General features: G+C 71.4%; 23 protein-coding genes. 15 read left to right on the forward strand and 8 right to left on the reverse strand.

The window, feature by feature from the left end:
• Nucleotides 1-60: 60 nt before the first annotated feature.
• Nucleotides 61-2124 (reverse strand): SpoIIE family protein phosphatase, encoded by a 2064-nt coding sequence (locus GA0070216_RS12290; protein WP_091244189.1) that lies wholly within the window; start codon nt 2122-2124, stop codon nt 61-63.
• A gap of 360 nt (nt 2125-2484) precedes the next feature.
• Between GA0070216_RS12290 and GA0070216_RS12295 the strand changes: the two genes are divergently transcribed.
• Together GA0070216_RS12295 and GA0070216_RS12300 are read left to right on the forward strand one after the other, a co-directional pair.
• A complete protein-coding gene (locus GA0070216_RS12295; protein ID WP_091244196.1) occupies nt 2485-6849 on the forward strand; it encodes a HAMP domain-containing protein in 4365 nt (1454 codons plus the stop codon).
• The gene (locus GA0070216_RS12300; protein WP_091244200.1) at nt 6846-7403 is read left to right on the forward strand and encodes a response regulator; all 558 of its coding nucleotides are present in this window, start codon (nt 6846-6848) and stop codon (nt 7401-7403) included. Before GA0070216_RS12295 ends, GA0070216_RS12300 begins: the two co-directional genes overlap by 4 nt.
• A gap of 120 nt (nt 7404-7523) precedes the next feature.
• On the opposite strand, the gene GA0070216_RS12305 is transcribed toward GA0070216_RS12300, so the two are convergent.
• A complete protein-coding gene (locus GA0070216_RS12305) occupies nt 7524-8045 on the reverse strand; it encodes a GbsR/MarR family transcriptional regulator (protein ID WP_091244202.1) in 522 nt (173 codons plus the stop codon).
• Nucleotides 8046-8141: 96 nt separating this feature from the next.
• Between GA0070216_RS12305 and GA0070216_RS12310 the strand changes: the two genes are divergently transcribed.
• Entirely contained in the window at nt 8142-9212 is a 1071-nt protein-coding gene (locus tag GA0070216_RS12310) for an ABC transporter ATP-binding protein (protein ID WP_091244205.1), read from the forward strand.
• Nucleotides 9209-10801: an ABC transporter permease gene (locus tag GA0070216_RS12315; protein ID WP_091244210.1), complete on the forward strand. Its 1593-nt coding sequence runs from the start codon at nt 9209-9211 to the stop codon at nt 10799-10801. The genes GA0070216_RS12310 and GA0070216_RS12315 overlap by 4 nt, the downstream gene beginning before the upstream one ends.
• Nucleotides 10802-10883: 82 nt before the next feature.
• Here the strand turns inward: GA0070216_RS12315 and GA0070216_RS12320 are convergent, their stop codons facing one another.
• Entirely contained in the window at nt 10884-11222 is a 339-nt protein-coding gene (locus GA0070216_RS12320; protein WP_091244213.1) for an STAS domain-containing protein, read from the reverse strand.
• 168 nt (nt 11223-11390) lie between these two features.
• On the opposite strand from GA0070216_RS12320, the gene hemL reads away from it, so the two are divergent.
• Genes hemL through ccsB form a run of 6 tightly spaced genes read left to right on the forward strand, consistent with a single transcriptional unit; the run spans nt 11391 to nt 17479 of the window.
• A complete protein-coding gene (gene hemL, locus GA0070216_RS12325) occupies nt 11391-12728 on the forward strand; it encodes a glutamate-1-semialdehyde 2,1-aminomutase (RefSeq protein WP_091244217.1) in 1338 nt (445 codons plus the stop codon).
• Nucleotides 12729-12732: 4 nt separating this feature from the next.
• Nucleotides 12733-13380 (forward strand): histidine phosphatase family protein, encoded by a 648-nt coding sequence (locus GA0070216_RS12330; protein WP_091244220.1) that lies wholly within the window; start codon nt 12733-12735, stop codon nt 13378-13380.
• A 1-nt stretch (nt 13381) separates the two neighbouring features.
• A complete protein-coding gene (locus GA0070216_RS12335) occupies nt 13382-13957 on the forward strand; it encodes a TlpA family protein disulfide reductase (protein ID WP_091244223.1) in 576 nt (191 codons plus the stop codon).
• Nucleotides 13957-14862, forward strand: coding sequence for a cytochrome c biogenesis CcdA family protein (locus tag GA0070216_RS12340; RefSeq protein ID WP_091244226.1), 906 nt, complete (start codon nt 13957-13959; stop codon nt 14860-14862). Before GA0070216_RS12335 ends, GA0070216_RS12340 begins: the two co-directional genes overlap by 1 nt.
• Nucleotides 14862-16481 (forward strand): cytochrome c biogenesis protein ResB, encoded by a 1620-nt coding sequence (resB, locus tag GA0070216_RS12345; protein WP_091244230.1) that lies wholly within the window; start codon nt 14862-14864, stop codon nt 16479-16481. The genes GA0070216_RS12340 and resB overlap by 1 nt, the downstream gene beginning before the upstream one ends.
• Nucleotides 16481-17479 carry a c-type cytochrome biogenesis protein CcsB gene (ccsB, locus tag GA0070216_RS12350; RefSeq protein WP_091244234.1) on the forward strand — a complete coding sequence of 333 codons (999 nt, stop codon included), beginning with the start codon at nt 16481-16483 and terminating at the stop codon, nt 17477-17479. Before resB ends, ccsB begins: the two co-directional genes overlap by 1 nt.
• Here ccsB and GA0070216_RS12355 read toward each other — a convergent pair.
• Entirely contained in the window at nt 17445-17666 is a 222-nt protein-coding gene (locus GA0070216_RS12355; RefSeq protein WP_091244237.1) for a hypothetical protein, read from the reverse strand. The two genes, ccsB and GA0070216_RS12355, sit on opposite strands and share 35 nt — an antisense overlap.
• A gap of 699 nt (nt 17667-18365) precedes the next feature.
• On the opposite strand from GA0070216_RS12355, the gene GA0070216_RS12360 reads away from it, so the two are divergent.
• Entirely contained in the window at nt 18366-19943 is a 1578-nt protein-coding gene (locus GA0070216_RS12360; RefSeq protein ID WP_091244242.1) for a ricin-type beta-trefoil lectin domain protein, read from the forward strand.
• On the opposite strand, the gene GA0070216_RS36585 is transcribed toward GA0070216_RS12360, so the two are convergent.
• A complete protein-coding gene (locus GA0070216_RS36585) occupies nt 19884-20186 on the reverse strand; it encodes a Beta-galactosidase C-terminal domain (RefSeq protein WP_425413153.1) in 303 nt (100 codons plus the stop codon). The genes GA0070216_RS12360 and GA0070216_RS36585 overlap by 60 nt on opposite strands.
• A 237-nt stretch (nt 20187-20423) precedes the next feature.
• Here GA0070216_RS36585 and GA0070216_RS12370 point away from each other — a divergent pair, with 237 nt between their 5' ends.
• Nucleotides 20424-21413 (forward strand): LacI family DNA-binding transcriptional regulator, encoded by a 990-nt coding sequence (locus GA0070216_RS12370; protein ID WP_091245232.1) that lies wholly within the window; start codon nt 20424-20426, stop codon nt 21411-21413.
• Nucleotides 21414-21476: 63 nt separating this feature from the next.
• Here GA0070216_RS12370 and GA0070216_RS12375 read toward each other — a convergent pair whose 3' ends face one another.
• Nucleotides 21477-21953: a MarR family winged helix-turn-helix transcriptional regulator gene (locus tag GA0070216_RS12375; RefSeq protein WP_091244249.1), complete on the reverse strand. Its 477-nt coding sequence runs from the start codon at nt 21951-21953 to the stop codon at nt 21477-21479.
• 63 nt (nt 21954-22016) lie between these two features.
• On the opposite strand from GA0070216_RS12375, the gene GA0070216_RS12380 reads away from it, so the two are divergent.
• The gene (locus GA0070216_RS12380; RefSeq protein ID WP_091244252.1) at nt 22017-22577 is read left to right on the forward strand and encodes a carboxymuconolactone decarboxylase family protein; all 561 of its coding nucleotides are present in this window, start codon (nt 22017-22019) and stop codon (nt 22575-22577) included.
• Nucleotides 22578-22688: 111 nt separating this feature from the next.
• Here the strand turns inward: GA0070216_RS12380 and GA0070216_RS12385 are convergent, their stop codons facing one another.
• A complete protein-coding gene (locus GA0070216_RS12385; RefSeq protein ID WP_091244256.1) occupies nt 22689-22958 on the reverse strand; it encodes a hypothetical protein in 270 nt (89 codons plus the stop codon).
• Nucleotides 22959-23274: 316 nt separating this feature from the next.
• Here GA0070216_RS12385 and GA0070216_RS12390 point away from each other — a divergent pair, with 316 nt between their 5' ends.
• Together GA0070216_RS12390 and GA0070216_RS12395 are read left to right on the forward strand one after the other, a co-directional pair.
• Nucleotides 23275-24063 (forward strand): helix-turn-helix domain-containing protein, encoded by a 789-nt coding sequence (locus GA0070216_RS12390; RefSeq protein ID WP_091244259.1) that lies wholly within the window; start codon nt 23275-23277, stop codon nt 24061-24063.
• Entirely contained in the window at nt 24054-24242 is a 189-nt protein-coding gene (locus GA0070216_RS12395; protein ID WP_091244262.1) for a DUF397 domain-containing protein, read from the forward strand. Before GA0070216_RS12390 ends, GA0070216_RS12395 begins: the two co-directional genes overlap by 10 nt.
• Before the next feature lie 138 nt (nt 24243-24380).
• On the opposite strand, the gene GA0070216_RS12400 is transcribed toward GA0070216_RS12395, so the two are convergent.
• A complete protein-coding gene (locus GA0070216_RS12400) occupies nt 24381-25253 on the reverse strand; it encodes an alpha/beta fold hydrolase (protein WP_091244265.1) in 873 nt (290 codons plus the stop codon).
• Nucleotides 25254-25375 lie beyond the last annotated feature (122 nt).

The following is a 25375-nucleotide window of genomic DNA, read 5'->3' on the forward strand; positions in this document are numbered from 1 at the left end:
TATCCGATGCGCTCGACACCGCTATTGAGACGAAATGGAGTGGATCAAGAGGCCGGCCGCTCAGAGGGCGTCGTTGCGCAGGACCAGGATGGCGATGTCGTCGCGGGGGGACTCGACCGAGAAGTTGATCGCGGTGGCCCGCAGCCGCGCCGCCACCACGTCGGCGGAGTAGCCGGCCAGTGGCGCGGCGGCCTCCCGGAGCCGCTCGGTGCCGAAGAGTTCCCGGCCGCGCCGTCGCTCGGTCACCCCGTCGGTATAGAAGATCAGCGCATCGCCCGGCGCGAGTAGGACCTCCGCCGCCGGTGAGGTGATCGAGTCGAGCAGACCGAGCGCGGTTCCGCCGACCCCGACGAAGTTCGCCCCACCGGCACCGTGCAGCAGCACCGGTCGGTCGTGCCCGGCCAGGTGCAACGAGACGTCGAGCCGGCCGCCGTCGCCCGGCCCGACCGCCGCCAGGGCGAGCGTGCAGTACCGCCCACCGCCCCGCTCGACAAGCGTCTCGTTGAGCCGGGACAGCGCCTCCGGCAGCGGCTTGCCGTCCCCGACCAGCACCCGGATCACGTCCCGGACCAGCCCGGTCACCGCCGCCGCCTGCACCCCCTTGCCGGACACGTCGCCGACCACCACCAGCCAGCGCCCGTCCGGCAGCGGCACCACGTCGTAGAAGTCGCCGCCGACCTCGGCCTCGTCGCCGGTCGGGACGTACTCGGCGGCGAAGCCGACGCCCTCGACGACCGGGAGCACGGGCGGCAGCAGCGACTGCTGGAGGGTCTGCGCCACCCGACGTCGTTCGGCGTGGATGCGGGCGTTCTCGATGGCGAGACCGGCCCGCCGCGCCACGTCCTCCAGCACCGCCACCTCGTCCGGGTCGTGCCGGTGCCGCTGGTGTCGCCCCACGGCCAGGGTGCCGAGCTTCTGACTGCGGACGACCAGCGGAACGGCGAACCCCTCCATCGGCCCGCCGAGCGGCACCTGGGACCCGGTGCGTGACGCCTCACGCAGCCGGGCCTGGACAGAGTCCGGGCCGGTCTCCTGGAGCACCTTGTGCAGTTGGGGCAGGACCGACTCGTCGGCGTGACTGGACGCGGCCAGGTTGAGCCGGCCCCACTCGTCGGTGGTGTGCACCGCGCACCACTGACCCAGCCGGGGCACCACCAGCTGCGGGATCAGCGCCATGGTCAGGTCGACGTCGAGCGACTGGGCGAGCAGCTCGCTCGCCTCGGCGAGGAACGTCAGCCAGGCCGAGCGGCGGACGGCGGCGCGGCGCAGCCGATCGTTCTCCAGGTGCAGCGAGAGCCGTTCGGCGGCGAGGACGGCCAGCGGCCGGGCGTACGCCGACGGTGCCGCGTCCAGCTCCAGCTCCCCGCCGTACGGTCGGTGCACCGCCAGCGGCACCCGTAACAGCTCGTTGCCGGGGCGCGGCTGGCGGCCGTACCGGGCCAGCACCTGCGGGCCCTCTCCCTCGCCCCGGTCGAGCCGGATCACCCCGCCGGCCGCGCCCACCATCTCGGCGACCCGGGTGAGCAGGTCGGTGGCGAACTCGGGCAGGGGTTCGTCGGCGTACGGGTCGGGGCTGGTCTGGGTCAGTTCGCTCATCGCGGCGGCGCTCGGCGCGGTGGTCGCCGGGTCGCTCTCGGCCTGCCCGGGTGTCGGGTACGGGGAGCGTGGCCCGGCGCCGTGGTCGCCGTCGCGGTCCAGCCGGAACCACACGCCCTTGCCGGTGGGCAGGTAGGTGGTGCCCCAGCGGCTGGCGAAGTGGTCGACCAGCAGCAGCCCCCGCCCCCGGGCGGAGACCTCGCCGATCTGGTCGGTGTCGTTGCGGATGCCGACGACCAGCTCGTCGACCGGCCCGGCGGCGAAGTCGGAGACGGTGACGGTCAGGCCGATCCGGTCGGCGACGACCTCGATGTCCAGTTCGGTGCGGGCGTGTTCGACGGCGTTGGTGGACAGCTCGGTGGTGAGCAGCAGCGCCTCGTTGAGCAGTTCGTCGAGGTCCGCCTCGGCGAGCACGGAGCGGACCACCGCGCGGGCGGCGGCGGGGGTGCGCCGGTCGGCGGGCAGCCGGACCCGCCGGACGTGCTCGTCCCGTCCCGCGTCTGTCCCGGCCCCCGGCTCCGTTGACACCCCCGTATCCTCTACCGCCGCCGGCCAGGTGCCAAGCCGGACCACGCACCGTCACACCCGCGCACCGATCGGCACGTCGCTGTCACACCCTTCACCGGGTCCGGTCTGCCGGTGCCGGGCGGGTGTCCTGCTCGCCTGCGGTGGCGCCGTCGGGGTGGCGCCACGTCCGCCTCCGGCGTCGGTGCCGGGCCGGGCCGGGCCGGGCGACGTTCGCCTGCGGTGCCGCCGTCGTGGCGGTCGCGGCATGGGCTCGGGATACGCCGGGCACGTCGCGTCCCCGGCCCGGGTGGGGACGCGGGCACAATGAGGGGAAGTCGGCGTGTCGGTACGCCGGGGGCCCTCCAAGCTGAGCGAGGAAAGATGACCGCGAAACAGTCGGTGACGGCGGACGTGTCCGCTTCCGAGCATGACGCGCTCCTCGGTGAGCTGTCGGAGGCGCTGCGGCGGGTCGGCCGGGGTGACTTCAAGGTACGGCTGCCCCGGCGCGCGGGTGCCGCCGGTGAGGTGGCGGACGCCTTCAACGAGGTGGTGTCGCTCCAGGAGCGGCAGCACCTGGACCTGCGTCGGATCAGCCGGGTGGTGGGCCGGGACGGCCGGCTGACCGAGCGTCTCGACGAGGAGGGCCTGGACGGCTCCTGGGCGGAGGGCCAGCGGGCGGTCAACTCGCTGATCGACGACCTGGGCCGGCCGACCACCGAGATCGCCCGGGTGATCATGGCGGTGGCCGACGGTGACCTCTCCCAGCACATGGCGCTGGAGATCGACGACCGTCCGCTGCGCGGTGAGTACCTGCGGATCGGCCGGACGGTCAACACGATGGTGGGGCAGCTGTCGTCGTTCTCCAACGAGGTGACCCGGGTGGCCCGTGAGGTGGGCACCGAGGGCAAGCTGGGTGGTCAGGCGGACGTGCGGGGTGTCGCCGGCACCTGGAAGGACCTCACCGACTCGGTGAACACCATGGCGTCGAACCTGACCGGCCAGGTGCGGTCGATCTCGCAGGTGGCGACGGCGGTGGCCCGGGGCGACCTGTCGCAGAAGATCACCGTCGGCGCGCGCGGCGAGGTCGCCGAGTTGGCGGACACGATGAACTCGCTCACCGACACGCTGCGGCTCTTCGCCGAGCAGGTGACCCGGGTGGCCCGTGAGGTGGGCACCGAGGGCAAGCTCGGCGGTCAGGCCGAGGTGCCGAACGTCGCGGGCACCTGGAAGGACCTCACCGACAGCGTCAACTCGATGGCGTCCAACCTGACCTCGCAGGTGCGCAACATCGCGCAGGTCTCCACGGCGGTGGCGAGGGGCGACCTGAGCCAGAAGATCACCGTGGCGGCCCAGGGCGAGATCCTGGAGCTGAAGGACACCGTGAACACGATGGTGGATCAGCTGTCGTCGTTCGCCGACGAGGTGACCCGGGTGGCGCGTGAGGTGGGCATCGAGGGCAAGCTCGGCGGTCAGGCCCAGGTACGCGGGGTCTCCGGCACCTGGCGGGACCTGACGGAGAACGTCAACCAGCTCGCCGGCAACCTGACCAGTCAGGTCCGCAACATCTCCCAGGTCTCCACGGCGGTGGCGAGGGGCGACCTGTCGCAGAAGATCACGGTCGACGCGCAGGGCGAGATCCTGGAGCTGAAGAACACCGTGAACACGATGGTGGATCAGCTCTCGTCGTTCGCCGACGAGGTGACCCGGGTGGCGCGTGAGGTGGGCACCGAGGGCAAGCTGGGCGGCCAGGCCCAGGTGAAGGGCGTGAGTGGCACCTGGCGGGATCTGACCGACAACGTGAACTCGATGGCGTCCAACCTCACCAGCCAGGTCCGCAACATCGCCTCGGTGACCACGGCGGTCGCGAAGGGCGACCTGAGTCAGAAGATCACCGTCGACGCCCGGGGCGAGATCCTGGAGCTGAAGTCCACGGTCAACACGATGGTCGACCAGTTGAGTTCGTTCGCCGACGAGGTGACCCGGGTGGCCCGTGAGGTCGGCACCGAGGGCAAGCTCGGCGGCCAGGCCCAGGTACGCGGGGTCGCCGGCACCTGGCGGGACCTGACCGACAACGTCAACTCGATGGCGTCCAACCTGACCTCCCAGGTCCGCAACATCGCGCAGGTCTCGACGGCGGTCGCCAAGGGTGACCTGTCCCAGAAGATCACGGTGGACGCGCAGGGCGAGATCCTGGAGTTGAAGAACACGGTCAACACGATGGTCGACCAGTTGAGTTCGTTCGCCGACGAGGTGACCCGGGTGGCCCGTGAGGTCGGCACCGAGGGCAAGCTGGGCGGCCAGGCGCAGGTGAAGGGCGTGAGTGGCACCTGGCGGGACCTGACCGACAACGTGAACTCGATGGCGTCCAACCTCACCAGCCAGGTCCGCAACATCGCCTCGGTGACCACGGCGGTGGCCAAGGGCGACCTCGGTCAGAAGATCACGGTGGACGCGCAGGGCGAGATCCTGGAGCTGAAGAACACCGTGAACACGATGGTCGACCAGTTGAGTTCGTTCGCCGACGAGGTGACCCGGGTGGGCCGTGAGGTCGGCATCGAGGGCAAGCTCGGTGGTCAGGCGCAGGTGAAGGGGGTCTCCGGCACCTGGCGGGATCTCACCGAGAACGTCAACCAGCTCGCCTCCACCCTGACCACCCAGCTCCGGGCGATCTCCCAGGTCTCCACCTCGGTGACCCGGGGCGACCTCACCCAGCGGATCGCGGTCAAGGCGCAGGGCGAGGTCGCCGAGCTGAAGGACAACATCAACCAGATGATCGTCACCCTCCGGGAGACGACCAAGAAGAACGCCGAGCAGGGCTGGCTGGACTCCAACCTGGCCCGCATCGGTGGCCTGCTCCAGGGCCAGCGGGACCTGGGCGAGGTCTGCCGCATGATCATGATGGAGGTGACCCCGCTGGTCGACGCGCAGCTCGGCGCGTTCTTCCTCGCGGACACCTCCGAGGGGGTGATGCGGCTGCGGCTGACCGCCTCGTACGGCTATGTGGCCCGGGGGCACGACGTCACGTTCGGGCCGGGTGAGGGGCTGGTCGGGCAGGCGGCGCTGTCCCGCCGGACGATCCGGCTCAACGCGCTGCCCGACGGGCGGATCACCCTGCGGTCGGGGCTGGCCGAGACGCTTCCGTCCGACCTGGTGGTGCTGCCGATCCTGTTCGAGGGCGAACTGCTCGGGGTGATCGAGTTCGCCAGTGTGGCCCGCTTCTCGGAGCTGCACCTGGCGTTCCTGGAGCGGCTGGTGCTCACCATCGGCGTCGCGGTCAACACCATCCAGGCCAACCGGCGTACGGAGGAGTTGCTGGCCCAGTCGCAGCGGCTGGCGCTGGAGTTGCAGGACCAGTCGGCGGAGTTGCAACGCACCAACGCCGAGCTGGAGGACAAGGCGAAGCTGCTGAGCGAGCAGAAGGGCAACATCGAGACCAAGAACCGGGAGATCGAGCTGGCCCGCCTCGGCCTGGAGGAGAAGGCGCAGCAGCTCACCCGGGCGTCGGCCTACAAGTCGGAGTTCCTGGCCAACATGAGCCACGAGCTGCGTACCCCGCTGAACTCGTTGTTGTTGCTGGCCCGGTTGCTGGTGGAGAACTCGGAGCGCAACCTCACCCCGAAGCAGATCGAGTTCGCCCGGACGATCCACGGCTCCGGCTCGGACCTGCTGCGCCTGATCGACGACATCCTGGACCTGTCCAAGATCGAGGCCGGTCGGATGGACGTCGAGCCGACCGAGATCCGGTTCGCCGAGATCCGCAGCTACGTGGAGCAGGCGTTCGCCCCGCAGGCCGAGGAGAAGAGCCTGGACTTCCAGGTGCGGGTGGCCAAGGAACTGCCCCCGGCGTTGGTGACCGATGCCCAGCGGTTGCAGCAGATCCTGCGCAACATGCTCTCCAACGCGGTGAAGTTCACCGACAACGGCGCGGTCACCCTGCGGATCGCCCCGGCGGCGGAGAACGCGGTGTTCGACGTGCCGGCGTTGACCAACGCCCGCCAGGTGATCGCCTTCACCGTGATCGACACCGGCATCGGCATCTCCGACGACAAGCTGAGCATCATCTTCGAGGCGTTCCAGCAGGCCGACGGCACCACCAGCCGGCGTTACGGCGGCACCGGGCTGGGCCTGTCGATCAGTCGGGACCTGGCGCGGTTGATCGGCGGCACGATCACCGTGACCTCCGCACCGGGGCAGGGTTCGACGTTCACCCTCTTCGTACCCGATGTGCTGGCGCCGGACGCGGTGGTGGCGCCGCAGTCGCCGTCGCCGCAGCGCGCGGGCCTGCCGGCGTCGTTGCTGATGCCGCCGATGGAGTTGCTGGCCGCGCCGGAGGCCCCGGCCACCCGGCAGTTGGACGGCGCCACCGTGCTGATCGTCGACGACGACGTACGCAACGTGTTCGCGTTGACCAGCGCGTTGGAACTGCACGGGATGACCGTGCTCTACTCGGACAACGGCGCGGACGGTGTCCGCGTGCTGGCCGAGCATCCGGAGGTGGACATCGTGCTGATGGACGCCATGATGCCCGACCAGGACGGTTACGAGACGACCCGGCAGATCCGCCGTAACCACCGCTTCGCGGACCTGCCGATCGTCTTCCTCACCGCGAAGGCGATGCCCGGCGACCGGGAGTCGGCGCTGGCGGCCGGGGGTAGCGACTACATCACCAAGCCGGTGGACCTGGACGGGCTGATCGAGCGGATGGCGTCCTGGATCAGCGGCAGTCGAGACAAGGAGAATTCGTGACCCAGACTGCCAAGGCGCTGCTGGTCGACGACCGTCGGGAGAACCTGATGGCCCTGGAGGCGATCCTCCAGGGACTCCCGGTGCAGTCGGTTGCCGTGGAGAGCGGTGAGGCGGCGCTGAAGCAACTGCTGGTGGACGACTTCGCGGTCATCCTGCTGGACGCCCAGATGCCGGACATGGACGGCTTCGAGACGGCCAGTCACATCAAGCGCCGGGAGCGGACCCGGCACGTGCCGATCATCTTCCTCACCGCCGCCGACCGGGACGCCCAGTTGGCGCTGCGCGGCTATGCGGTCGGGGCGGTGGACTACCTGACCAAGCCGTTCGACCCGTGGGTGTTGCGGGCGAAGGTGTCGGTGTTCGTGGAGCTGTGGGTGAAGACCCGGCAGTTGGCGGCGCAGTCCGACGTGGTGCGCGAGCGCGACGCCCAGTGGCGGGTGCTCACCGACGCGGTGGACGAGGCGACCACCCTGCTGCGGGTCGAGGACGACCCGGAGGCCCGACAGCGCGCCCTGGACATCCTGGAACAGGCCCGCTGGGGCAACACCGCCTGACCGACGGGTCGTCACGGGCGCGGTTGGTCGACCCGCTCAGTCGTGGTCGACCCGCTCAGTCGTGGTCGGCCAGCTCCACGAGGGTCGCCCGCCTGCAACGACGGTCGGCCGTGGTCGGCCTCAGCGGCGGTCGGCCTCATCCGGGGGCGGGCCGGCGTGGCCGGTGGCGGCGCGGCGGACCCGCCAGCGTTCGCCGAGCGAGTCGATCTCCTCCTGGACGAAGAGGAAGAAGTCCCGCATCTCGGCCACCCGCTCGCCGCCCGGGGTGCCCGTACCGCCCAGCGCGTCGACGCCCGCGTCGGCGATGTCGATGAAGTTCTTGTAGAGGCCGGTCTTGGTGATGGTCCCCTCGTACCACGGGTTGTCCGGCAGCCGGTAGTGGTCCCGGCGGGAGCGGGGGACCGGCTCCCGCACCAGCATCCCGAACTGGGTCAGGTAGCGCACCGCGCCCGAGACGGCCGCCGCGCTGACGCCCAGCAACTCGCCGATCTGGGCGGCGGTCAGCGGCCCGTCGGCGCTCATCACGGCGAACAGCACCCGGGCGGCCATCCGGGGGAAGCCGACGTCCGCGAAGGCCATCGCCATCCGTTCGACGAAGAGGTGGACCTCGTCGTCATGGCCTGGCTGGCGGTCGTCAGGCATCGGCTCGGTGCTCCTCGGGGTGTCGGTTACGCAGGCGATGGTGCCGCACCGGACACATGCTTCACAACTTTGTGAAACGAGCGTAGCTTCTGAATTATGGAAACCCCGATAGCGGTGACCGGACTGGTCAAGACCTTCGGCCACACCCGGGCCCTGGACGGGCTCGACCTGACCGTCCGGGCCGGCGAGGTGCACGGCTTCCTCGGCCCGAACGGCGCCGGCAAGTCGACCACCATCCGGGTGCTGCTCGGGCTGCTGCGGGCGGACGCGGGGGCCGTCCGACTGCTCGACGGCGACCCGTGGCGCGACGCGGTCACCCTGCACCGCCGCCTGGCGTACGTGCCGGGTGACGTCACCCTGTGGCCCCAGCTCTCCGGCGGGGAGGTGATCGACCTGCTCGGGCGGATGCGCGGCGGGCTCGACCCGCGACGCCGGGCCGAGCTGCTGGAGTCGTTCGAGCTGGACCCCCGCAAGAAGGGGCGCACCTACTCCAAGGGCAACCGGCAGAAGGTCGGCCTGGTCGCCGCGCTCGCCTCCGACGTCGAACTGCTCATCCTCGACGAGCCCACCTCCGGGCTGGACCCGCTGATGGAGGAGGTGTTCCAGCACTGGATCGACCGGGCCCGGCGCGACGGCCGCACCGTGCTGCTGTCCAGCCACATCCTCGCCGAGGTGGAGGCGCTCTGCGACCGGGTGACGATCATCCGCAACGGTCGCCACGTCGAGACCGGCACCCTGACCGAGCTGCGCCACCTGCACCGCACCGCGATCGACGCCGAGCTGGCCGGCCCGGTGGACGGCCTGGACACCCTGCCCGGCGTGCACGACCTGCGGGTGGACGGCGACCGGGTCCGCTTCGACGTCGACACCGCCGCGCTCGACGCCGCGCTGCGCCGGCTCACCGAGATCGGCGTCCGCAGCCTGGTCAGCCAGCCACCGACCCTGGAGGAACTCTTCCTGCGCCACTACGAAACGCCCCCCGCCGCGCCCCCCGCCGCCGCGCCCCCCGCGTCGACCGGTGAAGGGCCGCACGCCGAGGGCCCGCACGCCGAGGACCCGCACGCCGACGGCCCGCACGCCGACAGCCCGCACGCCGACGGCCCGACCGGTGAACGGCCGGGTGGCGCAGCGCCGGGCAACGACCGGCCCACCGGGGTACGGCGATGAGCACCCTCACCGGCACCGGTCACCTGGCCAGGCTGATCCTGCGCCGGGACCGGATCGTCCTCCCGCTCTGGGTGCTGCTGCTGACCGTCCTGCCGGTGTCGTACGCGGGCAGCTTCCTCGCGCTGTTCCCGACCGACGCGGAGCGGACCGCGTACGCCACCGGCACCGCCCGCAACCCCTCGGTGGTGGCCCTGCTCGGCCCGGTCTACGGCGACAGCGTCGGCGCGCTGACCGCCCAGCGGGGTGGCTTCCTCCAGGTGATCGTCGGGCTGGCCGCCCTGCTCACCGTCGTCCGGCACACCCGCGCCGAGGAGGAGGCCGGTCGGCGGGAGCTGCTCGGCGCGACGGTCCTCGGCCGGTACGCCGGGCTCACCGCCGCGCTGCTGGTGACGTACGCGGCCAGTCTGCTGCTCGGCCTGCTCACCGCCGCCGGGCTGGCCGCCACCGGGCTGCCGGCGGCCGGCTCACTGGCGTACGGGCTGTCGGCGGCGCTGGTGGGGGTGGTCTTCGCCACGGTGGGCGGGTTGGCCGCCCAGCTCACCGCGACCGCCGGTGGGGCGCGCGGGATCGCCGTCGGGGCGCTCGGGGTGGCGTTCGCGCTCCGACTGGTCGGCGACACCTCCGACCACGGGTGGTCGAGCTGGCTCTCCCCGCTGGGCTGGGCCCCGCGCATCCGCGCCTACGCGGGGGAGCGCTGGTGGGTGCTGGCCCTGCCGGTCGCGCTGACCGTGCTGCTGGCCGTGGCGACGTACCCGGTGTCGGTGCGGCGGGATCTCGGTGCCGGCGTGCTGCCGTCGCGGCCGGGCCCGGCGCGGGCCGGGCGGATGTTGTCCGGTCCGTTCGGGTTGGCCTGGCGGCTGCACCGGGGGCAGCTGCTGGGCTGGTCGATGGGCTTCGGTCTGCTCGGGTTGGTTCTCGGTGGCGCCGCCGAGGCGGCCGGCCGGTCGGTCGCCGGCAACGCCGCGTTGGCGCAGGTGATGGCCCGGTTGGGCGGCGCGTCCGGGCTGGCCGAGGCGTACCTGGGGGCGTCGTTGGGGTTGGCCGGGCTGGCCGCCGCCGGATACGGCATCCAGGCGGCGTTGCGGATGCGGTCGGAGGAGGCCGCCGGGCGGGTCGAGCCGCTGCTGGCCACCGGCGTGCACCGGTCGGCCTGGCTCGCCTCGCACCTGGTGTTCGCCCTGCTGGGGCCGGTGGTGGTGCTGGCGTTGGCCGGCCTGACGACCGGCCTGACCTACGGGCTGAGCGTGGGTGACGTGCCGGGTCAGCTACCCCGGATGCTCGGTGCCGGCCTGGCGCAGGTGCCGGCGGCCTGGGTGCTGGCCGGCCTGGCGGTGCTGCTGTACGGGCTGCTGCCCCGGTTCACCGCGACGGCCTGGGCGGTGCTCGCGGTGGTGGTGCTGCTCGGTCAGCTCGGCGCGGTGCTGGAGCTGAGCCAGTGGCTGCTGGACCTGTCGCCGTTCACCCACACCCCGCAGGTGTTGCGCGCAGGTTGGAGCGCCACCCCGCTGCTGACCCTGACCGCGCTGGCCGGGGTGCTCTGCGCGGCCGGCTTCGCGTCCTTCCGCCGCCGCGACACCCCGGTCGGCTGAAGGACGCGACGCCCGGGTCGGCTGAAGGACGTGACGCCCGGGTCGGCCGACCGGCGGTGCGCTCTGTGGCTGCGCCGACCGGTCAGCCGGAGGGGGTCGTCTCGTTGCGGATCATCAGGGCGGAGCGCAGGCCGGTGATGTCGAGGACGCGGAGCAGGAAGTCGCCCACGTTGCTCAGGATCAACAGGCACTGGGAGTGGCTGGCCTTGCGGCTGAGCACCACCAGGGTGCCCAGCCCCTGCGAGTCGCAGAAGGTCACCCCGGCCAGGTCGAGCACGATGCGCGGCGGAGGATCGGCGAGCACCTCGTTGACGACGGTCGACAGTTGGGCGGCGGTGAGCATGTCGATCTCACCGGCCAGGCGCAACACCACTTCGTCGCCCGTCCGGTGTACCGTGATGGACAGTTCGGCACGATCCACCGGGTCAGCCTATCGCGATCCCGGCGACCCGGCCCGATGAGGCGATCCGCCGTGCCGCCCGGGGTGCCGACGAGTGGTCGTCCGGCTCCGCCGAGCGGGGTGAGCCGGGTAACCCGGCCCCGGGGTGCCTGCGGATTCACCACCGGGCGCTGACACAATGGCCGCATCGTGACCGATACCTTTTCCGCCGGCACCGGCCGCTACCCGGCCGACGCACCGGCCTCCGAGGCCCTGTTCGACCGCGCCCGGGCCATCGTGCCCGGCGGGGTGAACTCCCCTGTGCGCGCGTTCCGTGCCGTCGGTGGCACCCCGCGCTTCATGGTCCGGGGGGAGGGTCCCTGGATGTACGACGCCGACGGGCGACGCTACGTCGACCTGGTCTGTTCCTGGGGGCCGCTGATCCTGGGTCACGCCCACCCCGAGGTGGTCGAGGCGGTCCGGGAGGCCGCCACCCTGGGAACCAGCTTCGGCACCCCCACCCCGGGTGAGGTCGAGTTGGCCGCCGAGATCGTCGACCGCACCCCGGTCGAGCAGGTCCGGTTGGTCAACTCGGGCACCGAGGCGACCATGTCGGCGATCCGGCTGGCCCGGGGCTTCACCGGCCGGTCCAAGATCATCAAGTTCGCCGGTTGCTACCACGGGCACTCCGACGGGCTGCTCGCCGCCGCCGGCTCCGGCGTCGCCACCCTCGGCCTGCCCGACTCGCCCGGGGTCACCGGCGCGGCGGCCGGCGACACCATCGTGCTGCCCTACAACGACGTGCGCGCCGTCGAGGCGGCCTTCGCCGCGCAGGGGCCGGACATCGCGGCGGTGATCACCGAGGCCGCCGCCGGCAACATGGGCGTGGTCGCCCCCCGCGACGGCTTCAACTCCCGGCTCGCGGCCATCGCCCACGCGCACGGCGCGCTGCTCATCGTCGACGAGGTGATGACCGGGTTCCGGGTCTCCCGGGCCGGCTGGCACGGCCTCGACCCGTCGGATGCCGACCTGTGGACGTACGGCAAGGTGATGGGGGGCGGGCTGCCCGCCGCGGCCTTCGGCGGGCGCACGGAGATCATGTCCCGACTCGCCCCGGCCGGCCCGGTCTACCAGGCCGGCACCCTCTCCGGTAACCCGCTGGCCTGCGCCGCCGGCCTGGCCACCCTGCGGCTGGCCGACGACGCGCTCTACCGCAAGCTCGACGACACGGCCGCCGCCGTGGGTAGGCTGGCCGCCGACGCGCTGGCCGCCGCCGGGGTCCCGCACCGCCTGTCGTACGCGGGCAGCATGTTCTCGATCTTCTTCACCGACGCCGACGTGGTCGACTACGACAGCGCCCGCACCCAGCAGGTGCCCGCGTTCAAGGCGTTCTTCCACGCGATGCTCGCCGCCGGCGTCTATCTGCCGCCGAGCGCGTTCGAGTCGTGGTTCGTGTCGGCGGCGCTCGACGACGCCGCCCTGGAGCACATCGCCGCCGCCCTGCCCGGCGCGGCGACAGCAGCGGCAGCGGCAGGCCACGGGGGGTAAACCAATGAGCAAGACCGTCGTCCACGTGCTGCGGCACGGCGAGGTGTACAACCCGGACCAGATCCTCTACGGCCGGCTGCCCGGCTTCCGGCTGTCCGAGCTGGGCGTGCAGATGGCCAAGGCCGCCGCCCAGGCGGTCGCCGAGCGCGAGGTCGTGCACGTGGTGGCCAGCCCGCTGGAACGCGCCCAGCAGACCGCCGAACCGATCGCCGGCCAGTTCGGGCTCCCGGTCGGGGTGGACGAGCGGCTGATCGAGAGCGCCAACTGGTTCGAGGGCAAGAAGGTCTCGCCCGGCGACGGCTCGTTCCGCGACCCGCGTAACTGGTGGGTGCTGCGCGACCCGGTGACCCCGAGCTGGGGTGAGGCCTACCGGGCCATCGCCGAGCGGATGTTCGCCGGCCTGCACGCCGCCCGGGTGGCGGCCGAGGGGCGCGAGGCGGTCATCGTCTCCCACCAGCTCCCCATCTGGACGCTGCGCCGCTACGTCGAGCGCAAGCGGCTCTGGCACGACCCGCGCCGCCGGCAGTGCGGGCTGGCCAGCCTCACCTCCTTCCACTTCGACGGGGCCAAGGTGGTCGGGATCGGCTACTCCGAGCCGGCCGCCCACCTGATCGCGATGTCCGCGACAGCCCGGACGGCCAAGGGGGCCTGAGATGCGTCTCCGGAGGCCGTTGGCCGTCCTGCTCGCCGCCGTCACCGCCGGGGCGGCGCTGGTCGGCTGCACCTCCGGCACCGACGAGAGCCGGTGCGCCAACAACGGCGGCATCGTCGAGTGCGCCCCCGACCAACGTTCCACCGCCCCGAAGATCGCCGGTGACCTGCTCACCGGCGGCGGGTACGACACCTCGCAGGCCCGGGGCCAGGTGGTGGTGCTCAACTTCTGGGGTTCCTGGTGCGCGCCCTGCCGCGCCGAGGCCGACGACCTGGAGGCCACCTACCAGGCCACCAAGGGCTCCGGGGTGACCTTCCTCGGCATCAACGTGCAGGACAGCCGGGACAAGGCGATCGCCTTCGAGGAGGGCCGGGTCACCTACCCGAGCCTGTTCGACCCGGCCAGCCGGCTGGCGCTGGCGCTGGACATCCCGCCGAACACCATCCCGGCCACCGTCGTGCTCGACCGGCAGGGCCGGATCGCCACCGTGATCCGGGCCGCCGTCACCACCGACGGCCTGCGGCCGATCGTCGAGCGGATCGCCGCCGAAGAGCCGGCGTCCACCGGTTCCCGCTGATGGGCGAGACGTTCCGCGAACTCGCCCAGTCCGGCCCGTTGCTGCTGGCCATCGGCGCGGCGGCGCTGGCCGGGCTGGTCAGCTTCCTGTCCCCGTGCGTGCTGCCGCTGATGCCCGGCTACCTGTCGTACGTGACCGGGCTGGCCGGCACCGACCTGGAGGGCCGCGCCCGGACGACCCCGACCGGCGGCGGCCCCGTCCCGGCCGGCGGCGACCCTGCCTCGACCGGCGAGCCGGACCCGGCCGACGGCGACCCGGCGTCCGGTGGCGGCCCGGACGGCGGGGTGGCGGTCGCGACCCGGGCGGCGACCCGGCCGGCGGCGGCGGTCAAGGGGCGGGTGCTGGCCGGGACGTTGCTGTTCATCGCCGGCTTCACCGTCGTCTTCACCGCCACCGCGATCCTCTTCGCCGGGTTCGGCCGGATCTTCTTCGACTACGAGCGCACCTTCCAGGTCGTCATCGGCGCGCTGATCGTCCTGCTCGGCCTGAGCTACCTGGGCGTGCTCCCCGGCATGCAGCGGGAACTACGCATCCAACGGCTGCCCGCCGCCGGGCTGCTCGGTGCGCCGGTGCTCGGCGCGGTGTTCGCGCTGAGCTGGATGCCGTGCACCGGCCCGACGCTGGGCGCGGTGCTCGGGATGGCCGCCACCGGTGGGCAGACCGACCGGGCGGTGGTGCTGGCGGTGGCGTACTGCCTCGGGTTGGGGTTGCCGTTCGTGGTCTTCGGGTTGGGCTTCCACCGGCTGCTCGGGGTGTTCCGCGCGGTCCGGCGCAACAGCCGGTGGGTCACCCGGATCGGCGGGGTGCTGCTGATCCTGATCGGCCTGGCGCTGGTCACCGGGGGCTGGCAGAACTTCGTGATCTGGTTGCAGACGACCGTGGGACCCGGCGAGGTGAGCATCTGATGACGACCGTCGAGGACCGGCCGGCCAGCCCACCCGCCGAGGCCCCCCGCCGGCCGAACCCGCTGCTCGCCCTGCTGCGCAACTCGTGGCGGCAGCTCACCAGCATGCGTACCGCGTTGATCCTGTTGTTCCTGCTCGCGGTCGCGGCGATTCCCGGCTCGGTGCTGCCGCAGCGGGGGGTCAACCCGGAGAACGTCGACAGGTACTTCGTCGAGCACCCGGAGCTGGCCCCGCAGCTCGACCGGATCGGCGCGTTCGAGGTGTTCGGTTCGGTCTGGTTCTCCGCCATCTATCTGCTGCTGTTCACCTCGCTGGTGGGGTGCATCCTGCCCCGGATGCGCGACCACCTGCGCGCGTTGCGGGCCCGGCCGCCGGCCGCGCCGAAACGGCTGGACCGGCTGCCGCAGCACACCGTGCTGGAGGCCCCGGCCGCCGCCGATCCGGCGGCCATCGCCGCCGTGCTGCGCCGCCGCCGCTGGCGGGTGCAGGTGCGCGGCAACGAGGTCTCCGCCGAGAAGGGCTACCTCAAGGAGACCGGCAACCTGCTGTTCCACACCTCGCTGGTCGCCGTGCTGATCGGCGTCGCGCTCGGCTCGTGGTACGGCTGGCACGGCAACAAGCTGCTGGTGGCCGGCGCGGAGAACGCGTTCTGCAACACCCGCCAGCAGTACGCCGAGGCGAAGCTCGGCCCGCGCGTCGACAGCGCCGACCTGCCGCCGTTCTGCCTGACCCTGGACGGGTTCGACGCCCGGTTCCTGCCGTCCGGGCAGCCGGCGAGCTACCGCGCGACGGTGACCGTGGACCGGCCGGACGGCTCGGACCGGCGCACCGCCGACTTCGCGGTCAACTCGCCGCTGCGGCTCGGCTCGGCCAACGTCTACCTGCTGGGCCACGGCTACGCCCCGATCCTGAAGTACACCGACCGGTACGGTCGCAGCCAGACCAGCACGGTGCCGTTTCTGACCAGCGGCGACGCCAACCTCACCAGCGAGGGGGTGGCCGCCTTCCCGGACGCCAACGTCGACCCGGTGACCGGCCGCCGGGACGCGAACCAGCAGGTCGCCTTCGAGGGGCTCTATCTGCCGACCGCCCCGGACACCGCGCCGTTCGTGTCGTCGCGGTTCCCCGAGGAGCGCAACCCGGCGGTGGTGCTGGCCGCCTACCGGGGAAACCTGGGGCTGGACGCCGGCATCCCCGGCTCGGTCTACCAACTCGACCAGCGTCAGGTGACCAGCGGCAAGCTCACGCAGGTGGGCGACAAGAAGCTCGCCCCGGGCGAGACGTGGACCCTGGACGACGGCAGCAAGCTGGAATTCCTCGGCACCAAGCGCTACATCACCCTCTCCGTCCGGCACGACCCGGGCGAGAAGCTGATGCTGGGCGCCTGCGTGGTGCTGCTGGTCGGGCTGATGGGCTCGCTGTTCGGCCGGCGGCGGCGGGTCTGGTTCCGGGTGACGCCCCCCGACAGTGGATCTCCGACGGGCGGTAGTAGTTTGGTGTCGGCCGGTGGGCTGCCGCGCACCGATCATCCGGGGTTCGCCGAGGAGTTCGCGCAGCTCGTCGCTGCGGTACGCGACGACGGGCGGCCCGACCGGCGGGCGCGAGAGGGAGTCGAGTGATGTCCGCAGTCTCCGACCAGTTGGTGACGTTCGCGATCCTGGTGTACCTGATCGCGATGATCAGCCACGCCGTCGAGTACGCCCTGGGCAATGTCCGCGCGGTGTCGGCCCGGGTCGCACCGGCCCGGGAGCTGGTCGGCGCGGGTGTCGGTGGCGCAGGCGTCGACAAGGTCGACGGCCCGGTGGCCGACGCCCCTGCGGGCACGCCGCCGCCGACCCGCCGGAGCCGTTCGGCCGGGCGGGCCAGGCTGGCCGGGCGGATCGCCGCCGGGCTCACCGTGCTGGCCGCCGCGCTGCACCTCGGCGCGCTGGTCACCCGGGGGATCGCGGCCGACCGGATGCCCTGGGGCAACATGTACGAGTTCGTGCTGACGGTCACCTGGATCGGGACCGCCGCCTGGCTCGTGGTGCTCTGGAAGCGACCGGCGCTGCGCCGGCTCGGGCTGTTCCTCACCCTGGTCATGGTGCTGCTGCTGGCCTTCGCCGAGCTGAAGCTCTATGTCCCGGTGGTGCCGCTGATGCCGGCGCTCCAGTCGTACTGGTTCATCATCCACGTGTCGACGATCGTCTTCTCCTCCGGCATCTTCCTGCTGGGCGTGGTGCCGGCGGTGTCGTTCCTGCTGCGCAACGGCTACGAGCAGGGGCGGCGCAGCTTCCCCTACACGTTGGCCCGGCGGCTGCCCGGGGCGGCCGACCTGGAGCGGCTGACCTTCGCCCTGCACGCCTTCGCGTTCCCGATCTTCACGTTCGCGGTGATCGCGGGCGCGATCTGGGCCGAGGCGGCCTGGGGTCGGGCCTGGGGCTGGGACCCGAAGGAGACCTGGGCGTTCATCTCCTGGGTGGTCTACGCCGGTTACCTGCACGCCCGGGCCACGCCCAGCGTCAAGCGCAACGTGGCGACCTGGATCGCGGTGCTCGGCTTCCTGACCGTGCTGATGAACCTGTTCGGGGTGAACTTCTTCTTCACCGGCCTGCACTCGTACGCCGGGGTGGAGTGAGCCGACCGGTGAGCACCCGGTCGACACCGAGGGTCACCTGGTAGGCGACCTCCGGCACGTTGGCCAGGTCGAGGCGCTCGGCCCGCAGGGCGAGCTGGGCGTGCAGCTCCCGGGCCACCGCGTCGCGGATCTCCCGCAGCAGCGGGGAGAGGCCGTCAGGATCGCCCACCGTGTACGCGTCGTCCATGCGTCCCATCCTCCGCCGGAGGACCAGGTGTGTCGATGCCCCTTGGCCTGCAGAACGTCTCCCCCTCCCGAAGCCGGTCAGCGGCACCGACCGGCAGCGGTAGTTGGTGGTCGTGCTGCCTTCCCGTTGGCCGATACCTTGACGCCCCATAAGGCTGATGACATCATCGCCGAACGATGTTTGCGTAAACAATTTAGGGTTTAAATCGGACATCAGCTTCGACTGCGGCGTCCGGAGGGGGCCGCGCTCCTTGTCGATGTTTACGTAAACATCGACAAGGGTGGCGTGGTCGGCGTTGACGGCCGGCGGGGGAGACGCCTTGACCCCTGGCCCACCCGTCTGCGAGGAGAGACTCTCCATGAGAAAGTGGGACAAGCGCATCGCCTGGGTGCTCGTACCCCCTTGATGGCGATGACAAGCTGGAGGTGCCGTCGATGTCTTCGACGGCACACGAGGGTTCGGCCCGTCGGTGATGGTCACGCCGACCGGACACTGCAGTCGTCCGTACCGCATCTCGTATGCGGGGTCGACCCCACTGCCGAGCGGCAAGATCGTAGCCACCCTACGAGGACGACGACCAGCCGCTGGACACCAACTCGCCCGGCTGACAGTTCCCTGAACTCCGCCGTACCGCCACCAGGTCACTCCCGACGCGGCGGACCCGGACGAGACCTCGTTCCCCCGCTATTGGAGCCGCACATGTTCCCGAAGCAGACAGGCGTCAGATCCGGCGCCGCCCCGCTTTCCCGTCCCCTCCCCCTCCTTGTCCTGCTCCTGCTGCTCGCCCTGGTCGCGGCGGTCGGCACGGTCCTCCTCCCCACAGTGAGCGAGGCCGTCACCCGTTCCTCGCAGACCATGTACACCCCGCCGTCCGGCACCCCCGCCCCCGGCACGCTCTACCCGAGGGGGATACGGCTGGAGCACAGCGGGTCGTCCAACGGCACCATGCTCGCCACCTTCGAGCAGTACACCAACGGCAAGCCCGTCTTCCCGATCTACCGCAGCACCGACACCGGCAACTCCTGGACCAAGATCTCGGAAGTCGCCGACACGCAGAACGGCTGGGGCATGCGCTGGCAGCCACAGTTGTTCGAACTGCCCACCGCGATCGGCAACTTCCCCGCCGGGACCATCCTGGCCGCCGGCGACTCCGTCCCCAGTAACCGCTCCGGGTTCAAGATCGACATGTACGCCAGCACGAACCAAGGGCAGACCTGGACCTTCGTCAAGAACATCGTCAACGGCGCGGGCAGACCGGTCTGGGAACCCTTCTTCCTGGTCAACGGCAACAAACTCATCGTCTACTACTCCGACGAGCGAGACAGCAGCCACAGCCAGAAGCTGGTGCACCAGGTCAGCACGGACGGCGTCAACTGGGGCCCCGTCGTCGACGACGTGGCGACCTCCACCCGAAGCGACCGACCCGGCATGTCGACAGTGGCGAAGCTGCCGAACGGCAACTACGTGATGACGTACGAGTACGGGGGCTCGCCGGCGGGAAACCTCGCGGTCTACTACAAGATCTCCGCCAACCCCGAGGCGTTCGGCTCAGTCACCGGCCAGGTCCTGAGGTCGACCGACGGCCACACCGCCCTCTGGAACCCGTACATCACCTGGCTTCCCACCGGCGGCTCCAACGGCACCCTCGTCGTCAGTGCGCAAAGCACCACCGACGTGTTCGTCAACACCCAGGGCGGTGCCGCGAACGCCTGGACCCGGGTCGATTCCAAGGTCGCCGGCGGGTACAGCCGCGGCATGGTTCCGCTGGCCGACGGCCACAGCCTGGTGGTGCTCAGCGGCGGCTACAACGGCAGCACCGTCAACTCCGTCACGTACAGCACCATCGACCTGGGCGGCGTCGTGCCGACGACACCGGTCCCGTCCACGGGGACGACGACGGCGAGGCTGATCGGCGCTCAGTCGGGTCGTTGCCTCGACGTGCCGAACAGCAACCCCGCAAACGGGACCAGGCCGGCGCTGTGGGACTGCCACACCGGGGCCAACCAGCAGTGGACGTACAACGCCTCCACCCGCCAGTTGCAGTCGCTCGGCAAGTGCCTGGGCGTCTCCGGTCAGAGCACGACGCCGGGCGCCACGGCGGTCCTCGGGGACTGCGGCAGCGGTGCCCACCAGCAGTGGACGCTCACCAACAACACCGTGGTGGGAGTCCAGTCCGGGCTGTGCCTGGACGTCGCCAACAACGCGACCGCGAACGGATCAGCGGTGAACATGTGGACCTGCAACGGAGGCGCCAACCAGCGGTGGACCCGCGGCTGACACCAACCTGACGTGGGAGGGTTCCGGAACGCCTGTTCCGGAACCCTCCAACGTCTCTACAAGGGTCGTCTTCACGACGGCGATGCCCCTGGGCGCCAGACCGTTCGGGCCACGGGTCCCGGCATCCTCGCCGGTGGTCACGATCGGGTCGCCGTCGATGCTGGTGATGTCCACGGGTTCATCCGTGCGGTTGATGAGAAACCAGAAGTCCGCGTCCCCGCCGCCGCGTACGGCGAGTTCCACCCGGCCTCGCAGGTCGGTGAGCAGCGGGAAGCTGCCGATGTTTACGTAAACACCGGCGGTGATAACGTCACCAGCCTCGGATGGCGTCAAGAACCAGACAGCTGCCTTATCGTGTCGTTCAACAGCCCGCCGGGCTGCGAAAGGAGCACCGTGGCGATGATCCCAGCATCGCCGGACGGTGTGCCGCGGGCCCTCGCAGGATCGTCAGGCATCACCCGGCGCCACCGGCGCGTGTCGATGGCGGACGTGGCCCGAGCGGCCGGCGTCTCCGCGCAGACGGTATCCCGCGTCTCCACCGGCCATCCCGGTGTTGTCGCGTCCACCCGCCAACAGGTTCTCGCGGCGATGCAGCAGTTGGGCTACCGGCCCAACAGTGCGGCCCGGGCGCTGAAGAACGGCGAGTTCCGCACCATCGGCGTCATCATCTTCACGCTGTCCACCACGGGAAACAGCCGGCTGATCGAGGCGATCGCCACCCACGCCAGCCGGGCTGGTTACGTGATCACGCTCATGCCCGTGGCGACACCCACCCAGCACGGCGTGCTGGGCGCGTTCACCCGACTGGGCGAGTTGGCGGTGGACGCCGTCATCGTGGTGATGGAGGTGCATCTGCTCGACGCCGCGATGTTCGTCCTCCCGCCGGGGGTACATGTCGTGGTCGTCGACTCCGATGCCGGCGACCGTTACCGCGTGGTGGACACCGATCAGGCCGACGGTGCGCGGCAGGCCGTCCAACACCTGCTCGACCTCGGCCACCACACCGTCTGGCACGTCGCCGGGCCGCCGGAGTCCTTCGCCGCCGAGCGTCGGGCGACGGCGTGGCGCTGCGTGCTTGAAGGGGCGGGTCGGCCCGTACCGTCGATGCATCGCGGCGACTGGTCGGCCGAATCCGGTTACCGCGCCGGCCTCCTGCTGGCAGACGAGGCGTCGTGCACCGCGGTCTTCGCCGGCAACGACCAGATGGCCCTCGGCGTGCTGCGGGCGTTGCACGAGAAGCAACGGATCGTTCCCCGCGACATCAGCGTGATCGGCTTCGACGACATCCCGGACAGCGCCTCGTTCATTCCACCGCTGACCACGATCCATCAGGACTTCGCCGAAGTAGGCCGCAGATGCGTCGAGACCGCGCTGCGACAGATCCGCAACCAGCCCGTCGAGCCCGGTACCAGCCTGGTGCCGAACCGGCTGGTGACACGGGCCAGCACGGCAACACCGCGAACCGCCTGACCCGAACCGGGCCGCTCCTGCCGGTGCTTGCGCCCGGATCGTCGTTGGTTGGCTCTGGAGTGGTCAGGTGCCGAACCAGCCGGGGACGTCGAGGCGGAAGGAATCCGGCGGGGTGACCGCGCGCAGGTCGTCTTCCAGGGCGGCGACCCGGTCCGCGCCGAGCCGCGTCACCCAGCGCTCCCGCAGCGCGTCGAAGAGCACCGCCGACCGGCGTAGCCCGTCGACACCCTTTTCCGTCATCCGGACCAGTTTGCGGCGGGCGTCGGCCGGGTCGTCGGCGCGTTCCAGGTAGCCGAGGGCGACCAGCCGGTCGACGGTCTTTCCGGCGGCCTGCTTCGAGACGCCCAGGCGGTGCCCCAGTTCGGACGCGGTGGTGCCGTCGACCCCGACGGCCTGGAGCACGAAGCCGTGTGCCGGCCGCAGGTCGGGGTGGCCCTGCCGGGCCAGCTCGGTGTGCAGGTCGTCGATGAGGCTGCGGAAGCCGGCGAGCAGCAGCAGGGGCAGCACGAAGCCGGGGCGCTCGGGGTCACTTGTCGACATGTTCGACAACCTGGTTTACTGTTTGGACAACCACGTTGACTATCGTACGTGAGGGGTACTGCCATGTCCCGACCGACCTTCCCCGTCCACACCCTCGACACCGCGCCCGACGCCGCCCGCCCGGCCATGGCCGGCGTGCACCGGAAGCTCGGCCACCTGCCCGACGGGGTCGGCCTGATGGCCGCATCCCCGGAGCTGCTCAAGGGCTTCCTGGCGGCCTCCGCCACCTTCGAGGCCACCGACCTCGCGCCGGTCGAGCGGGAGGTGGTGGTGCTGACGGTCGCCACCCGCAACCGGTGCCACCTCTGCGTGGCGATGCACACCGCGACGCTGCACCGGCTGGGTGCCGCCACTGAACTGATCGCCGCGCTACGCGACGGCACCGAGCTGCCCGAACCCCGGCTGGCGGCGCTGCGCCGGTTCACCCTCGCCGTCCTCGACCACGCCGGTGACGTGCCGGACGACGAGCTGACCGCCTTCCTCGACGCCGGCTACCGGGCCCGGCACGCCCTGGACGTGGTGCTCGGGGTCGGGACGTACACCATCTCGACCCTCGCCAACCGGCTCACCCGTGCCCCGCTCGACCCGCCTCTCGCCGGGTACGCCTGGGAGCCGGCGGCCTGACCGGAAATGCGGTCCGGGGTCGGGGGTGCCCAGAGCGAGCACCTGCCGCTGGGCGCGCATAACTAAAAGAAATCTGTAGTTTCGTGCCATTGGCTGACCGGAAACTAAAGGTCACCGACAGGTGCGGGCGGCCCAGCCGAGGAAGCGGTCGTACAGCGCTCCTGGTTTCGGGGCGTCCTGGGGGTGGAGCCGGTACAGGTCCTCGACGGCGGTGTACAGCATCCCGGCCAGGTAGATCGACAGGGCGACCCGGCTGTTCCGGTAGTCGGCCGCGAGGGTCAGCCGGGCGGTGGCGCACGGCCACGGACCGCCGCAGGCCCGGCAGAGCCACAGCGGCCGGAGTGGGACATGGAGCCGGGAGCGCTGCGCAGGGCTGGTCATCGGGTGCTCCTCATCTCGCCTGTGGGCCTGGGGTGGGTCGTGGCGTCGCCGAAGTGCCGGCGCTCCCGGCGTGCGGACCGTCCGTTGCCGACATGCCGGGCGACTGCCCCTGGAAGCGGGGCCGTCCGTCGCCGACGTGCCGGACGGCCCCGCCACGGTTCCGCCCGTCCTTTCGGTCGGATCCGGGCGGTTCCGGGTGTGCACAGTCTGATCAGGACGGAATACGATCAGAAGGCGATCGGTCACCCTGTGTGTTCCCTGGCGGTGACGGTGAGGCCGGTGAAAAACGCGGGCACGACGGTGAGGAGGCGTGCGGATGGACGAGCGCTTACAGGTGCTGATCGAGGAACTACGGCACATGCGGGCCGCCCGGAAGATGACCCAGGAGGACCTGGCGAAGGCGGTCAACTACTCGCCGTCCACCGTGGCAATGGTCGAGACCGGGGCGCGCAAGCCGCCGCCGGACTTCTGGGAGCGGGTCGACGTGGCGCTCGACACCGGTGGCGCGTTCGCCCGGATGCTGGCCCGCCTCGGGTCGCCGCAGTGGATGCGGGAGTGGGAGGCCAACGAGCGGCAGGCCACCGTGCTCCGGTCGTTCCAGCCCATGGTGGTGCCAGGGCTTCTCCAGACGGCGGCCTATGCCCGCGCGCTGTTCCGCAGCGTCGGCCTCTTCGACGAGCAGGAGGTGGAGCAGCGGGCCGAGGCGCGGTTGGCCCGGCAGGCGGTGCTGGCGGGCGAACGACCGCCGCAGCTCGTCGCGGTGCTCGACGAACATGTGTTACGCCGCCCGGTCGGCGGGCCGGTGGTGATGCGCGAGCAACTGTTGCGGCTGGTGAAGGTCGCCACCGAGCACACCCGGGTCCGGCTGCACGTCGTGCCCGCCTCGGTCGGCGCGTATCCAGGTGTCGCCGGGGCATTCATCCTGGCTACACTCCCGACCGGGGAGGATGTCGTCTATCTGGACGATCAGCTCAAGGGCCAGGTGATCGACCACACCGAGGACGTGCTGGCGGTCCGGTCGGCCTGGGAGTCGATCCAGGGGGAGGCGCTGCCGCCCCGGCAGTCGATCGATCTGTTGACGGAGGTGGCGAAGTCATGGAGCTGACCGACGCGCGGTGGCGCACCAGCACCCGGAGCAGCACCAACGGCGGGGACTGCGTCGAGGTGGCCGACAACCTTCCCGGGCTGGTCGCCGTCCGCGACAGCAAGGATCGCGACGGCGGTGTGCTGACCTTCACCCCGGCAGCCTGGCGGTCGTTCGTCGCGCTCGCCCCTACCCGCTGACCCGCCCGCTGACCCCGTGCCGGCCGGCGCCGGCTGGCCCGCGCGCTCGCTGACTCGCTTGTCGACCCTGCGCCGGCTGGCGCTGGCCCGCGCCTGCTGGCCCGCGTTCGCTGACTCGCCTGCCGGGCGCAGGGCGAGTCAGTCGTGCAGGAAAGGCAGCAGCAGGCTGGCCAACTCGGTGGGGCGCTCCTCGAACAGCCAGTGGCCGCAGTCGGCGACCACCCGGCCGTCGACCGTGCGGGCGTAGCGGCGTACCTGGTCGGCGACCTGCCCGCCGAGGCTGGCCGCCGCGCCGACGGCCAGCACCGGCATCGGCAGCGGGTTCTTCCGGTACGCCGTGTTGTCCGCGACGTCCTGCGCGAAGGCCCGGAAGTAGTCGAAGCTGGCCCGCAGGTGCGCCGGGTCGGCCAGGTGCCGCGCGTACTCCTCGATGTCGGCCGGGCCGATGCTGCCCTTGTTCACCATGATCGAATCGGTGAAGCGGTCCACCCAGCGTGCCTCCCGGCCGGCGACCAGCTCCTCCGGCAGGCCGTTGGTGAGATTGAAGAAGCCGAAGTTCCACACCGCCGGCCCGGCCGTGCTCAGGGCGGGGAACGCGTAGATGCTCTCGTCCGGAATCGGTGCCTCGGTCAGCACGAGCCGGGACACCGTGTCGGGGTGGGCGGCGGCGTAGGCGTACGCGACCATGGTGCCCACGTCGTGGCCGACCAGCCGGATGTCGTCGGCCAGGCCCAGCCCGGTCAGCAGCCCGTGCAGGTCGGCGGCGACGGTCAACTTGTCGTACCCCTCGGGTGGGGCGTCGCTGTCGCCGAAACCGCGCAGGTCGGGGGCGACCACCTGGTACGTCGCGGCCAGTTCCGGCAGCAGCCCCCGCCACATCCGCCAGCACTGCGGGTAGCCGTGCAGCAGCACCACGGTCGGCCCCTGACCGCCCCGGACATAGTTGATCGCCACATCACCGACCTGTGCCCGCTGCTCGGTGAACCCCGCCGGAACCCGTCCGTCGCCCATCCCTGCCCCCGTCCCGACTCCGGTGGCCGGCCTGCCGGCCACCGTCACCCGTCCAACGAGCAGCTGTTGACCGGAGAGACGCACCTGCCCGCGCGGGGAGACGTTCACCGAGATCTTGGCAG

Source organism: Micromonospora matsumotoense, assembly GCF_900091525.1.
GTDB lineage: Bacteria > Actinomycetota > Actinomycetes > Mycobacteriales > Micromonosporaceae > Micromonospora > Micromonospora matsumotoensis.

What these genes read in the sequence shown, in the direction of transcription:
- GA0070216_RS12355 (WP_091244237.1), bottom strand. Translation starts at nt 17,666, where the DNA reads ATGGACGACGCGTACACGGTGGGCGATCCTGACGGCCTCTCCCCGCTG.
- GA0070216_RS12400 (WP_091244265.1), bottom strand. Translation starts at nt 25,253, where the DNA reads ATGGGCGACGGACGGGTTCCGGCGGGGTTCACCGAGCAGCGGGCACAG.
- GA0070216_RS12330 (WP_091244220.1), top strand. Translation starts at nt 12,733, where the DNA reads ATGAGCAAGACCGTCGTCCACGTGCTGCGGCACGGCGAGGTGTACAAC.
- GA0070216_RS12310 (WP_091244205.1), top strand. Translation starts at nt 8,142, where the DNA reads ATGGAAACCCCGATAGCGGTGACCGGACTGGTCAAGACCTTCGGCCAC.
- GA0070216_RS12295 (WP_091244196.1), top strand. Translation starts at nt 2,485, where the DNA reads ATGACCGCGAAACAGTCGGTGACGGCGGACGTGTCCGCTTCCGAGCAT.
- GA0070216_RS12305 (WP_091244202.1), bottom strand. Translation starts at nt 8,045, where the DNA reads ATGCCTGACGACCGCCAGCCAGGCCATGACGACGAGGTCCACCTCTTC.
- resB (WP_091244230.1), top strand. Translation starts at nt 14,862, where the DNA reads ATGACGACCGTCGAGGACCGGCCGGCCAGCCCACCCGCCGAGGCCCCC.
- GA0070216_RS12375 (WP_091244249.1), bottom strand. Translation starts at nt 21,953, where the DNA reads ATGTCGACAAGTGACCCCGAGCGCCCCGGCTTCGTGCTGCCCCTGCTG.
- GA0070216_RS12335 (WP_091244223.1), top strand. Translation starts at nt 13,382, where the DNA reads ATGCGTCTCCGGAGGCCGTTGGCCGTCCTGCTCGCCGCCGTCACCGCC.
- GA0070216_RS12395 (WP_091244262.1), top strand. Translation starts at nt 24,054, where the DNA reads ATGGAGCTGACCGACGCGCGGTGGCGCACCAGCACCCGGAGCAGCACC.
- GA0070216_RS12390 (WP_091244259.1), top strand. Translation starts at nt 23,275, where the DNA reads ATGGACGAGCGCTTACAGGTGCTGATCGAGGAACTACGGCACATGCGG.
- GA0070216_RS12315 (WP_091244210.1), top strand. Translation starts at nt 9,209, where the DNA reads ATGAGCACCCTCACCGGCACCGGTCACCTGGCCAGGCTGATCCTGCGC.
- ccsB (WP_091244234.1), top strand. Translation starts at nt 16,481, where the DNA reads ATGTCCGCAGTCTCCGACCAGTTGGTGACGTTCGCGATCCTGGTGTAC.
- GA0070216_RS12380 (WP_091244252.1), top strand. Translation starts at nt 22,017, where the DNA reads ATGTCCCGACCGACCTTCCCCGTCCACACCCTCGACACCGCGCCCGAC.
- GA0070216_RS12370 (WP_091245232.1), top strand. Translation starts at nt 20,424, where the DNA reads ATGGCGGACGTGGCCCGAGCGGCCGGCGTCTCCGCGCAGACGGTATCC.
- GA0070216_RS12360 (WP_091244242.1), top strand. Translation starts at nt 18,366, where the DNA reads ATGTTCCCGAAGCAGACAGGCGTCAGATCCGGCGCCGCCCCGCTTTCC.
- GA0070216_RS12385 (WP_091244256.1), bottom strand. Translation starts at nt 22,958, where the DNA reads ATGACCAGCCCTGCGCAGCGCTCCCGGCTCCATGTCCCACTCCGGCCG.
- GA0070216_RS12340 (WP_091244226.1), top strand. Translation starts at nt 13,957, where the DNA reads ATGGGCGAGACGTTCCGCGAACTCGCCCAGTCCGGCCCGTTGCTGCTG.